This is a genomic window from Myxococcus sp. AM010, assembly GCF_013372585.1.
Classification (GTDB): domain Bacteria; phylum Myxococcota; class Myxococcia; order Myxococcales; family Myxococcaceae; genus Myxococcus; species Myxococcus vastator.
Genome location: NZ_JABXEO010000027.1, coordinates 1 through 14278, shown reverse-complemented (window position 1 = coordinate 14278; position 14278 = coordinate 1). Strand labels below are relative to the sequence as shown.

Below are 14278 nucleotides of genomic sequence, written 5' to 3'. Positions count from 1 at the left end.
CTCAGCAGTCCCGGCTGAGGCAGAGCCACCAGGGGCGGAAGGGAACCGCGTACAGCTCCTGGTCCCTGTCGCCGTCCGACGCGGCGAAGAAGATGTTGAAGCCGGCGCGCACGAAGTTGAACGGGTTCGACGACGCGGCCCCTGGCGCGATGTCCAGCAGCCGGCTCGTCACCCAGGGGCGGCCGGCGCTGTACCAGACCTCGCGCCCGTGCCCCGCCGTCTCCGCGGAGAAGAACAGCCAGCCGGACTCGGCCTGGAGCCCCGTGGGCATGCTGCCCACCGGCCCCGGCTCGATGTCGCGCACCATCATCGTGCCCTGCGCCGTGCCGTCGGTCCGCCACAGCTCCCGGCCGTGCACGCCGTCGTCCGCGGTGAAGTACAGCGCGCCTCCCAGCGCGACCAGCTCCTTGGGCATCGAACCCTGGGGACCGGGCCAGAGGTCCCCGACGAGCCCCGTGCCCTCCACCGAGCCGTCACTGCGCCACAGCTCGCCGCCGTGCACCGCGTCGCCTGGGTTGCCGTACCAGTCTGCCGCCCCCGCCAGGAAGTACAGCGTGTCATCCAGCGCGGCGAGGTACGCAGGGTAGTCGCCTGCGAAGGTCCGCACCCGCTCGGCCAACGGTGGAGCCGTGCGCGCCACCCACAGCTCGGCCTGCTCCGTGCCCGGGTCCAACAGGAAGAACAGGTGCCGGCCCGCCGGCGTCAGCCCGAAAATCACCCCGGCGCCCTGCTGGGAGAACAGCCGCGTCGGCCGGCCCTGGCGGTCCACCCACCAGAGCACCGTCTCCGCGGCGTTGGCGGACACCAGCGCCAGGCCCTTGCCCCACGCCGTCAACTGGCTCAGGGAAAGTGAACCCGCGCCGGGCAGGAAGTCATGCACCCGCTCCGTGCCCTTGTCCGTGCCGTCGGTGCGCCACAGCTCGCGGCCGGACAGCCCGTCATCCGCCGTGAAGTAGAGGGCGCCGTCCACCTCGGTGAGGAACTCCGGCGCCGCGCCCACCGTCCCATGCCGCACGTCCCGCACCAGCACCGTGCCGTCCGCGGTGCCGTCCGTGCGCCACAGCTCGGCGCCATGCGCGCCGTCGTCCGCGACGAAGAAGACCCAGGACCCCACCCGCGTCAGGTTCCGAGGCTGCGAACCCGCCGGCCCCGGCCGCAGGTCCTTCAGCCGGACGGTCTGCCGCGACCCATCGATGCTGGCCCACAGCTCGCGGCCACTGACGCCGTCATCCGCGGTGAAGACGAGCACCTCGCCCGCTCGCGCCAGCTCCTGCGGATGCGAACCTGTCAGCCCCGGCCGGATGTCACGCAGCCGCTGGGCCGTGTCGCTGCACACCGCCCAGGGCTGCGGAAACAGGACGGGCCCCTTGCGCGCAGACGCCTCCGTCGACTCGTCGACAGGTGCCTGCGACCCGGGAACGGCCCGCGCCCATTCCTCCCCCGCCTCACCTTCCACCAGCGGCTCACACTCCGCCGCTCCCCCGCAAAGCAGCGACAGCCACACAGGAATGGCACGCCATGACGTCATGTATGCAACCCTCATCCTCGGCGCCGTGCCGGCCCTCGCCACTGGGACTGGAAAGTGTCACCCATGCCGGATGCTCCTACTCGGACTCGGGTAGGAAATCGCGTCTGCTGTCCGGCATCACGCGACGCCTGACGACTTCTGCAGACAGGGCAACACTGGGGCCTTCTGGCCCCAGCGACTTTCAAGCTCTCAACCCCAGAGAGGACAGTACGGCCCAGCCGTTCTCCTGGATTTTGCCGTCACAGCGCCGTCACACCGGCGTGTCGTAGCGTTCAGCCGCCGGAGCGGAGCGCCTTGAGGGCCTCGCGGAACAGCGCCTGGAAGGTGGCCTCCGCCCCCAACCGTTCGCCGGCCAGGTCCGCGGCCTTCTCCGCCTGGGGCTGCTTGTAGCCGAGGTTGAGCAGCGCGGAGACCAGGTCCGCATGGGCGCCACTGACGGCGGGCGGCGCGGTGCCACGGGACACCGCTTCCAGGTGAATCGTCTTCACCTTGTCCTTGAGCTCCAGCACCAGCCGCTCGGCGGTCTTCTTCCCCACGCCGTGAATCTTCGCCAGCCGCGCCACCTCGCCCCGCGACAGCGCCGCCACCAGCTCCGGCACCTCCATGCCGGACATCACCATCAACGACAGCCGGGGCCCCACCCGCGACACGCTGTTGAGCAGCAGGAACACCTCTTCCTCACCCTTCGTCAGGAAGCCGAAGAGGTCGAAGGCGTCCTCGCGCACCACGGTGCGCACGCGCACGTCCACCGGCTGTCCCTCCTCCGGCAGCTTCCCCAGCGTCAGCATGGAGAAGTTCACCCGGTAGCCCACGCCGCCCACGTCGATGGTGGCGTCCTCCAGGTCCTTCTCCAGCACCGTCCCGCGCAACCGCGAAATCATCTCGCCTCCGGACGCCGGTACGCGGGCGCCAGCCGGTCCGCCAGCAGCGACGCCGCGCCCTTGCGCTTCTTTCCCGATGCGGACGCCGCCGGTACCGCGGCCCGCCCATGGTTGAGGTGGCACAGCGCCACCGCCAGCGCGTCACTCGCGTCCGCGCGCTCCAGCACCGACGCCTCCAGGTCCAGGAAGGTCCGCACCATCCGCGCCACCGCGCCCTTCCCGTCCGCGCCGCCCGCCCCCACCGCCTTCTTCACCTTCGCCGGGGCGTATTCGAAGACGGGCAGCCCCGCCTGCGCCGCCGCCAGCAGCGCGACGCCGCGCGCGTGCCCCAGCACCAGCGCGCTGCGCGCGTTGCGGAAGGTGAACACGCCTTCCACCGCCACCGCGTCCGGACGGTATTTCACCAGGGCCGCCGTCAGCGCGCCGTGCAAGTCCCGCAGGCGGTCCGACAGCGGCAGCGCCGGGTCGCCCTTGATGACGCCGTGGCCCACGTGCACCAGCCGGCCCCGCTTCTCCTCCACCACCCCGAAGCCCATGAACCGGCTTCCCGGGTCAACGCCAAGCACGCGCACGTTCCACTCCGTTCCAGGACTCCGCTACTGCAACAACGAATCCAGCATCGCGTCTTCGATTTCGTAGTTCCCGTGCACGTTCTGCACGTCGTCGTTCTCCTCGAGCGCGTCCAGCAGCTTCAGGAGCTTCTTCGCCGTGTCCACGTCCAGCGCGACGGTGTTCTGGGGGAGGAACACCCACCGCTGCTGCCCCAGCGGCAGGCCCGACTCCTGGAGCCGCCCCGCCACCGTGTGCAGGTCCGCCGCCGCGGTGCGCACCTCGGCGCCTTCGTCCCCCAGCAGGATGACGTCCTCGGCGCCCGCGTCGATGGCCTGCTCCATCAACTGGTCCTCGGAGGGTCCGGACTTCACGCTGATGACGCCCTTCTTCTGGAACATCCAGGCCACCGCGCCCTCGGCGCCCAGGTTGCCGCCGTACGCGCTGAAGGTGGAGCGCATGTCGGCCGCGGTCCGGTTGCGGTTGTCGGTGAGGCACTCCACCAGGATGGCGACGCCGCCGGGGCCGTAGCCCTCATACGTCACCTCCTCGTAGCTCTCTCCCTCCAGCTCGCCCGTGCCCTTCTTGATGGCGCGCTCGATGGTGTCCTTCGGGATGTTGGCCTCGCGGGCCGCGGCCAGCGCGACGCGCAGACGGGCATTGCCGGAGGGCTCACCACCACCGAGCCGCGCGGCGACGGTGATTTCCTTGATGACCTTGGAGTACAGCTTCCCCTTGGTCGCGCCCATCGCGGCCTTCTGGCGCTTGATCTTCGACCACCGATTGTGACCGGACATGGGGGGTGTGCCTCAGCGGGCGCCCAGCGGATGGAGCACCCCGCGCCGGGCCTTGTCCCCTACCGGGGGCCGCCGAGTCAAACCCTTCAAACGCCCGCGTCGTCGGACCGGACAGCCCCCGTCAGGCCCTCCGCGCCGGGGCCCTTCTCCCGCGCCTCCACCGGCACGGCGTCCACGGCGGGCGCGGGCTCGAAGAAGCCGGGCACCTTGGCGCCACAGCGCGCCCGCTCGCGCTCCTCCAGCAGGCACGCGGGCACCAGGATGCCCAGCGCGAACAGCCGCGTGGACGCCTCGTACGCCACCGCCTCCGGGAACTGGCACTCCAGCAGCATGGCGCGCAGCGTCCGGCGCCCGTCGAAGAGGCGCACCACTTCGCCCACGTCCTCCGGCAGCGACGCCAGCAGATCCGCCAGCCGGGTGAAGTCCACCGTCAGCCGCGACGCCAGCGGCAGGCCCCGGGCACGCAGCGCGTCGAAGCGCTCCAGGCCCTGCAGCACCGTCTCACACAGGTACGGGCGGTCCATGGTGAACGAGCCCTTGTGCAGTTCGGGCCCCAGCACCACCGAGTAGTCCCCCGCGCCGAAGCAGAGCATCCTCCGGAAGGCCAGGCTGCCGCGCTCACCGTTGAAGACGGCGTCCACCACCAGGCCGTGCCGGAAGGCGAACCAGCCCTGCCCCTCCGCCATCACCACGCGGCCAGAGCGGCCGCCCGCCAGCAGCGCTCGCGCCACGTCCGTCAGCGGCAGCCGCCGCGTGTCCGACTCGAAGGCCGCGTCACCGCTGCACCGGCCCGCCTTGAGCCGGGCCAGCGCCACCACGTCTCGCGCCTCCACGGGATGGGCCAGATAGTCGTCCGCGCCCACGCCGCCCGCCAGGTCCCGATGGAAGTCCTCTTCACGCCGAGCCAGCAGCACCACCGGCAGGTGCGCCGTGCGCGCGTCCGCGCGAACCTGGCCACACAGGCTGAAGCCGTCTCCGTCCTGGAGCTCCACCTCGGTGACAACCAACTGCGGCGGCGTGCCACCTTCCGCCAGCGACGCCAGCGCGGCCTGCGCGCCCGCGACCAACAGGACCTCGAAGCCCGCCTCCGCCAGCGCGGCGGCCAGCACGGCCTGCGCGCCCGGCGCCGAATCCACCAGCAACACGCGGGGCCGGCCCCGTGACGCACGGCGACGCGCCCCCGCCTCGGCCAGGGCTTCCGGTCCGGCATACGTGGAAGGTTGTGGGAGCGCGGTAGCCATGAATTACTAAATCTTCGCGCTAAGCCGGACAAATACGCAAGGTGCCGACAAGCCCCTGGAATCGTTGGGGTTTCCGCCCGCCACGGTGCGGGGTAGGGTGTGCACATGATGCGTTCCGGCTGCTTCGGCCCTCTCGTGTCCGCGCTGTTGCTCGTCTCCCTGGAGTCCGCCGCCCAGGCGCCCGCCCCCGCCGACGAAACGCCGCGCGTCACGACGTCTGACACAGCGCTCCTGCGCGGCACGAGCGAGGACCCGCTGGGCGCGGTGCTGGCCCCGGTGACGCTGCCGGACGGAGCCACGGCGCTCTACGGCTTCGTGGGCGCGCCGGAGCTTGGCGTGGGCTTCCGGCAAGGCATCTCCGGCTTCGAGCTGGAAGCGCGCGCACGGCTCCAGTGGTTCCAGCTCTCCGCCTCGCTGGAGCTCGCGGTGCGGCGCAAGGTGCTGGAGCAAGGCATCCTGTCCCTGGCGCCCACGCTGGGCCTGGGCGTGGTGCTCAACTCGGGTGCCACGTACATGGACGACCGGAACTACTCCGGCGTGCTGCTTCGCGTGTCGCCCGGGCTGGTGGCGGGCTGGCGCGTCGCGGACACGGTGTCCGTGCTGGGGTTGCTGGACGTGCCGGTGGACATCGGCCTGTCCAATGGCCAGTCGCGGCGCATCCAGGCGCTCGGCGGAGGCGGCGTGGAGGTGTACCTGGGCAGCAACCTGTCGGCGCTGGCGGCGGGCCAGCTCGGCGTGGAGTCCTTCCAGGAGCGCTCGGGTGAGAGCCACACGCGCCTGGGCTACAGCGTCCGGCTGGGCCTGGGCGTCCGGCTCTTCTGACTCACGTCAGCCCGAAGCGCTCCAGCTTCTTGAGCAGGCCCTGGCGCGACAGGCCCAGCGCCTCCGCCGTATGCGTGCGGTTGCCATTCAAGCGCCGCAGGGCCTCCTCGATTTCACGCCGCTCCAGCGCTTCCACCTTCTGCGCCAGCGTGGTGGCGCCCGGCGTGCTGGAGGGCCGGAGCCGCTCGCTGCCGGTGAAGGACAAATCCTCGGGCTGGATTTCGCGCCGCTCCCCCGCCAGCACGGTGGCGCGCTGCATCTCATGGCGCAGCTCGCGCAGGTTTCCCGGCCACGCGTGGGCCAGCAGGGCCTCCGCTACGGCGTCCGACAACAGCCGGGCGCGGCCGTCCGGACACAGGTGCGCGCACTGGTTGAGGAAGTGCTTGGCCAGCAGCGGCAGGTCCGCGGGGCGCTCGCGCAGCGGCGGCAGGCGGATTTCAACGCCCTTCACGCGCCAGAAGAGGTCCTCGCGGAAGGCGCCTTCCTGCAGCATGCGGCCCAAGTCCCTGTGCGTGGCGGAGATGAGCCGCACGTCCACCTGGACAGGCCGGTCCGCGCCCACCGGCAGGATGTCGCCCGTCTCCAGCGCGCGCAGCACCTTCACCTGGAGGGACGGCGACATGTCGCCCAGCTCGTCCAGGAAGAGCGTGCCTCCGTCCGCCTCCGCGAAGAGGCCGCGGTGGTCCTTGGTCGCCCCGGTGAAGCTGCCCTTCACGTGGCCAAACAGGGCGCTCTCCAGCAGGGACTCCGGCAGCGCGCCGCAGTTGATGGGGACGAAGGGCCCGTCATGACGCCGGCTCTTGAGGTGGACGGCGCGCGCGAGCAACTCCTTGCCGGTGCCATTCTCCCCGGTGACGAGCACCGGCAGCTCACTGGCCGCCACGCGCTCCGCCAGGGCCGTGGCCGCCAGGAAGGACTCGCTCTGCCCCACCAGCGAGACACCGCCCGCCGCGCGCGTCAGCGAGCTGCGCAGCGTCTCCACCTGTCGTTCCAACTGCACCCGCGCCAGCGCCCGCTGCACCACCACCAGCAGCACGTCCGGGTCCACCGGCTTGGTGAGGAAGTCGTACGCGCCCAGGCGCACCGCTTCCAGCGTGTGCCGCGTGTCCCCTGCCCCGGACACGACGATGACCTTCGTCCCGGGCTTCGCGCTCAACAGCGCCGCCAGACCCTCCAGCCCCGCGGAGACGCTGCCGTCGGGAGGCAGCATCAAGTCGAGCAACACCAGGGGGAAGTCGCGTGCGTCAAAGGCGGCGCGAGCGGAGGGCCGGTCCGCGGCTTCCACCACCGCGTAGCCCGCCTCGCGCAGCAGCCCGCCATAGACTTTGCGGAACGCGGCGTCGTCATCCACGAGCAACAGCGGGTGCGGTGTGGACATGCGTGTGGCCTCCGCGTCAGTCCGGCAGCGGCGCCTGGCGCGGCGTCCCCATCAGCTCCAGGGTGCGCAGGGCCACCTGGATGAGCGTCTGGGCGCATGGCTCACACCCGCCGCCACAGCACCGCGGCCAACGGCCTTCCGGGTTGCGCAGCAGCGGGCGCACACAGGACTGGTAGTAGCTGGGCAAGCCGAGCTCCTCGCTGGCGCGGACCAGCGCGGCTTCGAACGGAGGTGGCGTGGATGGGGTGACGTCGGACACGAGGCCGTTTTAACAGCCGCCGTGTCCGCTGCCCACTCGCCCCAGCCCGTGACAGCGCGAATCACAGCAGCGAGGCCTGCGCGGAGACTTCAGGCGCGCTCGTCATGGGCTGGCACGTGGCACACCAGTACGTGTTCCGCCCGCCGAGGCGTTGATGGGAAACGGGCGTGGCGCAGCGCGGGCACGGCGCCCCCGCGCGGCCGAACACGTTGCGCCGGTGCTTCGCCTGCCCCTGGACGCCAAAGAGGTCCCGCTGGGTTCCTCGCATGCGGAGCCCTTCATCGAGCACCGCCTGGATGGCGCGATCCAACCGGACCACCTCATCGGCCGTGAGGGACGACGCCAGCCGACGTGGCGCAATCCCCGCCTGCCACAGGCTCTCGTCCGCGTCCCGGTTGCCGAGCCCCGCCACCACCCGCTGGTTGAGGAGCACCGTCTTGAGGGGGCTCTTCCGCCGCCCAAGCTGACGCGCCAGCACCGCTGGGGTGAACTCCACTCCCAGCGCCTCCGGTCCGAGTCCGTCCAGTTTCAAGCGCGCGGCCAGCTCATCGGAAGGGGCCAGGGCGAGGCGCGCGTAGCCGAGCGAGTCCGTGAACCGCAGCTCCTCGCCGCCCTCCAGTTCGAGCACCACCAGCGTCGAAGCCGGGCGCTCACTCCCCTTGGGGCGCAGCGCCAGCTCACCGAAGAGCATGAAGTGCAGCGCGAGCGTCGTCCCGTCATCGAGCGCGAGCAGGATGAACTTGGCCCTCCGGTTCGCTGCGGTGACCTGCCGCCCCTTCAAGGCTTCGATGAAGTCCGGCGGCGACGGGAAGCGGACGGCTGCGGAAACCAGGACCTCCGCCCCCACGAAGCGGCGGCCCACGACGGCCTGCCGCAAGTCCCGGGTGATGATTTCGACTTCAGGCACCTCTGCCACGCGGACGTCTCCTCCGCACATGCATGGTGTCGGCGCCTGGCGTCGTGCCACGAGGACGCCCTCGCGTCACGGCGCCCGGCTGCCCTCCGAGCGGAGCGCGCGACGCCGCGCCCCCTGGGCTCAGGCGCGGACTTCCACCTCGCGGACGTCGCGAGAGACCTCCCGCACCTCGACCTTCACATCCAAGAATTGGGCGATGGTGTGGAGCTGCGTCTCGGCATGTCCGTCCAGCGGCAGCGTGCGGAACGTGCCGCCCTTCGCCAGGGCCAGGAGGAGCAGCAGTTGGTCACACAGGTGCTCGCCCACCGGCACGCCCGCATCGAGGTAGCGTTTCACCTCTTCAACGACGTGTTCGGCCACGGCCTCCGCCCGCTTCCCCCGCTCACCGAAGCCGGTGAAGACCTCCGTCACGTGTTCACTCTCCACCTCGGCGACCAGCACGTTTCCGGGTCCCAGCGGGCGCTTCAGCTCCTCCGTCCGGAGCTCATCGGGCCGCCACTTCAGCGCCGCCCCCGCCGTACCCAGCTCGCGCTGCGCCACGTCGAACGGAATCATCGCAATCACAGCCTTCAGGTCGCGACGGACCACGCGCCCCCGCTCCAGCAGGTGCAACGGCTTCAGCGGCGCGGGCCGCACGTCGACCCGGAACCTCCCGCCCCCGGCCGGGAAGAAGCCAGCCCGCTCCAGCGTCGCCTCCACGGAAGGCCCCATGCGACGGACCAGCGGCAGATACGCCCGCTGGAGGAAGTCGAACGGTGGCGCCATGGGGTTGTGCGTTCCACCCTCCAACATCAACGTGGAAGGCCCGTCCGCCAGGAGCAGCGCCGGAAGCACCGTCTGGAGCACCAGCGTCGCGCTGCCCGCGGTGCCCACCGCGAAGTGGTAGTTCCCCGCGGCCAGGGCGCGCGGCCGGAAGGTCAGCTCGCGCGAGCCGAGCTCCGCGCCCGACACCTCCGCGGCCCCCACGGCCTCCGCCGCCTTCACCGACGTCAGGTGCTGACGCAGCAGGCCCGGCTTCTTCCGGCCCGCGCGGATGTTCTGGATGGTGAAGGGCGTGCCCGTCACCAGCGACAGCGCCAGCGAGGTGCGCAGCACCTGCCCCCCGCCCTCTCCCTGTGAGCCATCAATGCGCACCATGACGTACTCCTCCTTGCTGCTCGCGAATCACGAACCACCCGGCGCGCACTGACACCCCCGTGAAAATAGCGGCGCCCGCGCCCCCATCCTGGCGGCCTTTCGGCCTCTTGGGGAGCGCGGGCGCCTCGGTGTCTTCATCCCGGCATGGTCACCTCTGGGTTTCACTAACCCTTCACGCACACGACCTGCTTCAGGGTGTGGACCACTTCGACCAGGTCCGCCTGCGCCGCCATCACCGCGTCGATGGGCTTGTACGCAGCCGGCGTCTCGTCGATGACGTCCACGTCCTTGCGGCACTCCACGCCCGCGGTCGCCTTCGCGTGGTCCTCCACCGTGAAGCGCCGCTTCGCCGCCTCACGCGACATCACCCGGCCCGCGCCGTGGCTGCAGGAGTGGAAGCTGTCCGCGTTCCCCTTCCCTCGGACGATGAACGAACGCGCGCCCATGCTTCCGGGGATGATGCCGAGGTCACCCTCGCGCGCCCGCACCGCGCCCTTGCGCGTCACGAAGCAGTTCTTTCCGAAGTGGTGCTCACGGGCGATGTAGTTGTGGTGGCAGTTCACCGCCGCGTCCTTCAGCTCGAACGGAGGCAGCTCACCGCTCAATTGCAGCGCCTCCACCGCCTCATGCAGCATCAGCGCCCGGTTCGTGGCGGCGTAGTCCTGCGCCCAGCCCACCGCGAAGACGTAGTCCTCGAAGTGCTCCGTCCCCTCCGCCAGGTACGCCAGGTCTCCATCCGGCAGGTTGATGAACCAGCGGCGCATGTCCTGCTTCGCCAGCTCGATGAAGTAGCTCCCGATGCGGTTCCCCACGCCGCGCGAGCCGGAGTGCAACATCAGCCACACGCCCTCCGACTCATCGAGGCACAGCTCGATGAAGTGGTTCCCCGTCCCCAGCGTCCCCAGGTGCGACAGCTCCGGCCCACGGCCGATGCGCGGATGCTTCCCGACGATGCGGTCGTACCCCTCCACCAACCGCGCCCACTCCTGCTGGTGCCGCGCGGGCGCCACACGCCACGCGCCCACGTCGTTGCGGCCACCGTTGTCGGAGCGGCCATGCGGCACCGCCCGCTCAATCGCCGAGCGCACCCCACGCAGCGAGTCCGGAAGCTGGTCCGCCCGCAGCGTCGTGCGAACGGCGATCATCCCGCAGCCGATGTCCACCCCCACCGCCGCCGGCACCACCGCCCCCACCGTGGGGACCACGCTCCCCACCGTCGCGCCGTAGCCGCGGTGAACGTCCGGCATCACCGAGACCCACTTGTGGATGAAGGGAAGGCCGCGCACGTTGCGGAGCTGCTTCTTCGCCTCCTCCTCGAACGGAACACCCACCGTCCACGCCTTGATGGGGCGGCCCGCCTCGTCCGACAGCACCTCGTAGTTCCCGTTGTCGCGGCTCATCGTCTCCACCTTTCAGTCGTCCGCCGGGCGCTGTGTCCCGGTCACGGGGGAGGCCTAGAGCAGCCGCCGTGCCAACACCGCTCCCGAGGGGAGCCCTCCACGCGAGCTGACATTTTCTATCTTTTTGGATAAAGTCATATCTGGATGGCGAAATCGCGCGCGCGCAAGACGGTGGTCCTGGGGATGCTCGGGACGACGCTGGACAACGGGCAGGGGCCGCAGCGCTGGATGCGGTGGCGGCCCACGGTGGCGCTGTGCCAGCAGGAGGACCTGCTCGTGCACCGGCTGGAGCTGCTGCATCCGCCGAACGCGACCTCGCTCGCGGCCACCCTGGTGGGAGACATCCGGCAGGTGTCACCGGAGACGGAGGTGCGGGGCAGGCCCCTGGACATCCGGAACCCATGGGACCTGGAGGAGACCTACGGCGCGCTGCTCGACTACGTGCGCGGCTATGCCTTCAACCCCGAGGCGGAGGACTACCTGGTCCACATCACCACGGGCACGCACATCGCGCAGATCTGCATGTTCCTGCTGGTGGAGAGCCGCCTCATCCCCGGCAAGCTGGTCCAGGTGTCACCCGACCCCAGGGACCGCGCGGGGGCGGGCACGCACACCCTCATCGACCTGGACCTGTCCCAGTACGACACCCTGGCCGCGCGCTTCCGGCAGGAGCAGCGAGAAGGACTGGCCTTCCTCAAGTCCGGCATCGACACCCGCAACGCGGCGTTCAACCGCCTCATCGAGCGCATCGAACAGGTGGCCGTCCAGTCCCGCGCACCCTTGCTGATCACCGGCCCCACCGGCGCGGGCAAGTCGCAGCTCGCGCGGCGCATCTACGCGCTGAAGAAGGCGCGGCGTGGTGTGGCGGGCCCCTTCGTGGACCTCAACTGCGCCACGCTCCGAGGCGACGGCGCCATGTCCGCCCTCTTCGGCCACGTGAAGGGCGCCTTCACGGGTGCGCTGAGCGACAGGCCCGGGCTGCTGCGGCAGGCGAACGGCGGCGTGCTGTTCCTGGACGAAATCGGCGAGCTGGGCGCGGACGAACAGGCCATGTTGCTCCGCGCGCTGGAGGACAAGCGCTTCCTGCCGGTGGGCGCGGACCGCGAGGTGGAGAGTGATTTCCAGCTCATCGCGGGCACCAACCGGGACCTCCAGGTCGAGGTCGAGCGCGGGCGCTTCCGCGAGGACCTGCTCGCGCGCATCAACCTGTGGACCTTCCGGCTGCCCGCGCTGCGCGAGCGTCCAGAGGACATCCCACCCAACCTGCTCTTCGAGCTGGACCAGTCCTCGGAGGCCGTGGGCACGCGCGTCACCATGAACAAGGAGGCCCAGGCGCACTTCCTGGCCTTCGCCACGTCCCCGGAGGCGCGGTGGGCGGGCAACTTCCGGGACCTCAACGCGGCGGTGCTGCGCATGGCCACGCTGGCGGCGGGCGGGCGGATTACCCGGGACGTGGTGGACGAGGAGCTCGAACGGCTTCGCGAGCAGTGGCGCCCCTCCGGAGCGAAGGTGGCAATCGCCGCCGGGGACCTGGTCGCGGAGGTGCTGGGGGAGAGTCTCGCCAGCGAGCTGGACCGCTTCGACCGGGTCCAGCTCGCGGATGTGCTGAGCGCCTGCCGGGCGTCACGCTCGTTGTCGGACGCGGGGCGCGTGCTGTTCGCACAGTCACGCGCCCAGAAGAAGAGCGTCAACGACGCGGACCGGCTGAAGAAGTACCTGGCCCGCTTCGGCCTCACCTGGGCGGACGTCAGCGGGCGAGGCGCGTAGACAGGGGCTTCAGAGCATGGGCATGCCGCGCGTCGTCACGCCCTTGCCGCCGCGGCCCACGAGGTAGAACGACTCCTGCCGGGACACGAAGAACTTCCAGCCCTCCTCGGTGAGGTAGGCCGGGTCCTCCTGCATCACGTAGACCTTCTGCCCGTCCCACTCCGGCACCGCGGTGGCGGTGTTCAGCTCGATGGCGATGTACGAGCCCAGGCGCAGCGTCTTGGACTCCTCCTGCCGGCTCGCCGAGCGGAAGTCGATGCTCGCGCCCAGCGCGTGGCCCTGATTGCCCAGCGGGTGACTGTACACCATGGCCTCGATGCCCTTCTCCTTCATCTCCGCCATCGTCTGCGTGTACACCTGCGCGGACGTGCGGCCCGGACGGGAGGCGCGCAGCATCAGCGCGTCCTGGAGCTCCAGGGTGTTGGCCAGCGCCCGCTTGAGCCCCTCCGGCGCGTCCGTCTCACCCTCTTTCAGCACGTAGGCCATCTTCTGCCAGTCGGAGTTCAGCCCCATGTAGGTGATGCCGAAGTCCACGTGCAGCAGGTCGCCGCGGAGGATGACGACGTCCTCCTTCGCGGGCGCCAGGAAGCCTCGCGAGCTCGAGCCGTCCAGGCCCTTGCGCTGCACGCGCAGGTCCGGCTGGAACCAGGTGTCCACGCCCAGCGCCCAGAGCCTGTCATAGAGGTAGCGGCGCACGTCACCGACGGTCGTCTTCCCCGGCACCACCACCTCCGGAGAGAAGGCCTCCTTCACCACGGCCTCCGTCAGCATCACCAGCCGCTGATAGTGCAGCCACTCCTCGGGGATGCGCGTGTCCAGGTACTCCTCGATGAGCGGCGCGGCGCTCACGAAGCGCGCCTCCGCCTCCGCGCCCAGGGACTCCACCAGGAAGGCGTAGCTGTCCTTCGTCAGGCTGCGCGTCACCCCGCGCTTGCCGCCAATGCCCAGGGCAATCGTCCGGGGCTGATAGCGCGTGTTCAGGTCCGCCAGGATTTCCTGCGGCTTGCGCCCCTCTTCGGGCAGCTCGAAGAAGCGCGCGAGCGTGGCCTCCGAGTAGCCGGAGAGCGCGACGCGCTTGAGGCCCTCGGGCCCGGCGTCGACGAACGCGAAGATGTCCCGGTTGCCCGCATAGGGCCGCGGCGGCGCGATGAACTGGGTGAGCGGGTCGTCGTGGAACTCCTCGTTGACGACCACCCACATGCCCACGCCATGGCGGCGCATCATGTCCAGCAGCATGCCGTGGCGCTTCTCCAGCCAGGCTTCGCGCTCGGCGATCTGCTCCGACCAGGACATGAGGCGCGGCGGCGAGTCGTCAGCGGCGCCCTGGCGCCCCGTGGTGGCACAGGCGGCCAGCAGCAACAGCGGCAAGGCCGCCCACTTCACGGACTTCATGTGAGGACTCCCATCGAGAAGGAGGCCGCACCGTATCGCATGAAAGCCAGGGGGCCTCCGCCTCCAGAGCCCTTGGAGTCTCTGGAGGCGGAGGGCCTGGGGCGCGGCCCCTTCCTCCCCCCACGCGCCGAACTCAGAAGCTGGCGATTTGGAACTCGAAGTCGCTCTCGTCGAACGCCTCCAGCTCCCGCCCCCCCAGGTCCTCCGCGTC

Annotated in this window: 13 protein-coding genes; 2 read left to right on the top strand and 11 right to left on the bottom strand. The window is 70.6% G+C overall.

The window, feature by feature from the left end; translation table 11 throughout:
* Position 1: 1 nt before the first annotated feature.
* The 5 genes from HV826_RS15035 to HV826_RS15015 all read right to left on the bottom strand — a co-directional run bounded on the left by HV826_RS15035 (position 2) and on the right by HV826_RS15015 (position 4996).
* Entirely contained in the window at positions 2 to 1528 is a 1527-nt protein-coding gene (locus HV826_RS15035) for an ELWxxDGT repeat protein (protein WP_255207780.1), read from the bottom strand.
* A 272-nt stretch (positions 1529 to 1800) separates the two neighbouring features.
* The gene (gene ruvA, locus HV826_RS15030) at positions 1801 to 2409 is read right to left on the bottom strand and encodes a Holliday junction branch migration protein RuvA (protein WP_176417696.1); all 609 of its coding nucleotides are present in this window, start codon (positions 2407 to 2409) and stop codon (positions 1801 to 1803) included.
* Entirely contained in the window at positions 2406 to 2981 is a 576-nt protein-coding gene (ruvC, locus tag HV826_RS15025) for a crossover junction endodeoxyribonuclease RuvC (RefSeq protein ID WP_176417695.1), read from the bottom strand. Before ruvC ends, ruvA begins: the two co-directional genes overlap by 4 nt.
* A gap of 24 nt (positions 2982 to 3005) precedes the next feature.
* Positions 3006 to 3755 (bottom strand): YebC/PmpR family DNA-binding transcriptional regulator, encoded by a 750-nt coding sequence (locus tag HV826_RS15020; protein ID WP_176417694.1) that lies wholly within the window; start codon positions 3753 to 3755, stop codon positions 3006 to 3008.
* 86 nt (positions 3756 to 3841) lie between these two features.
* Positions 3842 to 4996, bottom strand: coding sequence for a PleD family two-component system response regulator (locus HV826_RS15015; RefSeq protein WP_176417693.1), 1155 nt, complete (start codon positions 4994 to 4996; stop codon positions 3842 to 3844).
* 105 nt (positions 4997 to 5101) lie between these two features.
* Here HV826_RS15015 and HV826_RS15010 point away from each other — a divergent pair, with 105 nt between their 5' ends.
* Positions 5102 to 5818, top strand: a complete 717-nt coding sequence (locus HV826_RS15010) for a hypothetical protein (RefSeq protein WP_176417692.1) — start codon at positions 5102 to 5104, stop codon at positions 5816 to 5818.
* A gap of 1 nt (position 5819) precedes the next feature.
* Here HV826_RS15010 and HV826_RS15005 read toward each other — a convergent pair whose 3' ends face one another.
* The 5 genes from HV826_RS15005 to HV826_RS14985 form a co-directional block, all read right to left on the bottom strand.
* A complete protein-coding gene (locus HV826_RS15005) occupies positions 5820 to 7196 on the bottom strand; it encodes a sigma-54 dependent transcriptional regulator (protein WP_176417691.1) in 1377 nt (458 codons plus the stop codon).
* 16 nt (positions 7197 to 7212) lie between these two features.
* Positions 7213 to 7455 carry a hypothetical protein gene (locus HV826_RS15000; protein WP_163783905.1) on the bottom strand — a complete coding sequence of 81 codons (243 nt, stop codon included), beginning with the start codon at positions 7453 to 7455 and terminating at the stop codon, positions 7213 to 7215.
* Between the two features lie 61 nt (positions 7456 to 7516).
* A complete protein-coding gene (mutM, locus tag HV826_RS14995) occupies positions 7517 to 8371 on the bottom strand; it encodes a bifunctional DNA-formamidopyrimidine glycosylase/DNA-(apurinic or apyrimidinic site) lyase (protein WP_368670928.1) in 855 nt (284 codons plus the stop codon).
* 120 nt (positions 8372 to 8491) lie between these two features.
* On the bottom strand, positions 8492 to 9508 hold the full coding sequence (gene rtcA, locus HV826_RS14990; protein WP_176417689.1) for an RNA 3'-terminal phosphate cyclase: 1017 nt from the start codon (positions 9506 to 9508) through the stop codon (positions 8492 to 8494).
* 164 nt (positions 9509 to 9672) lie between these two features.
* Positions 9673 to 10908 (bottom strand): RtcB family protein, encoded by a 1236-nt coding sequence (locus HV826_RS14985; protein WP_176417688.1) that lies wholly within the window; start codon positions 10906 to 10908, stop codon positions 9673 to 9675.
* A 144-nt stretch (positions 10909 to 11052) separates the two neighbouring features.
* Here HV826_RS14985 and rtcR point away from each other — a divergent pair, with 144 nt between their 5' ends.
* Positions 11053 to 12675: an RNA repair transcriptional activator RtcR gene (gene rtcR / locus HV826_RS14980; RefSeq protein ID WP_176417687.1), complete on the top strand. Its 1623-nt coding sequence runs from the start codon at positions 11053 to 11055 to the stop codon at positions 12673 to 12675.
* Between the two features lie 9 nt (positions 12676 to 12684).
* Here the strand turns inward: rtcR and HV826_RS14975 are convergent, their stop codons facing one another.
* Positions 12685 to 14067, bottom strand: coding sequence for a M24 family metallopeptidase (locus HV826_RS14975; protein WP_176417686.1), 1383 nt, complete (start codon positions 14065 to 14067; stop codon positions 12685 to 12687).
* Positions 14068 to 14278 lie beyond the last annotated feature (211 nt).

Excerpts from the sequence above, each read along its gene's own strand:
- HV826_RS15035 (WP_255207780.1), bottom strand. The coding sequence starts at position 1,528 with ATGACGTCATGGCGTGCCATTCCTGTGTGGCTGTCGCTGCTTTGCGGG.
- ruvA (WP_176417696.1), bottom strand. The coding sequence starts at position 2,409 with ATGATTTCGCGGTTGCGCGGGACGGTGCTGGAGAAGGACCTGGAGGAC.
- HV826_RS15020 (WP_176417694.1), bottom strand. The coding sequence starts at position 3,755 with ATGTCCGGTCACAATCGGTGGTCGAAGATCAAGCGCCAGAAGGCCGCG.
- HV826_RS15015 (WP_176417693.1), bottom strand. The coding sequence starts at position 4,996 with ATGGCTACCGCGCTCCCACAACCTTCCACGTATGCCGGACCGGAAGCC.
- HV826_RS15010 (WP_176417692.1), top strand. The coding sequence starts at position 5,102 with ATGATGCGTTCCGGCTGCTTCGGCCCTCTCGTGTCCGCGCTGTTGCTC.
- HV826_RS15005 (WP_176417691.1), bottom strand. The coding sequence starts at position 7,196 with ATGTCCACACCGCACCCGCTGTTGCTCGTGGATGACGACGCCGCGTTC.
- rtcA (WP_176417689.1), bottom strand. The coding sequence starts at position 9,508 with ATGGTGCGCATTGATGGCTCACAGGGAGAGGGCGGGGGGCAGGTGCTG.
- HV826_RS14985 (WP_176417688.1), bottom strand. The coding sequence starts at position 10,908 with ATGAGCCGCGACAACGGGAACTACGAGGTGCTGTCGGACGAGGCGGGC.
- rtcR (WP_176417687.1), top strand. The coding sequence starts at position 11,053 with ATGGCGAAATCGCGCGCGCGCAAGACGGTGGTCCTGGGGATGCTCGGG.
- HV826_RS14975 (WP_176417686.1), bottom strand. The coding sequence starts at position 14,067 with ATGAAGTCCGTGAAGTGGGCGGCCTTGCCGCTGTTGCTGCTGGCCGCC.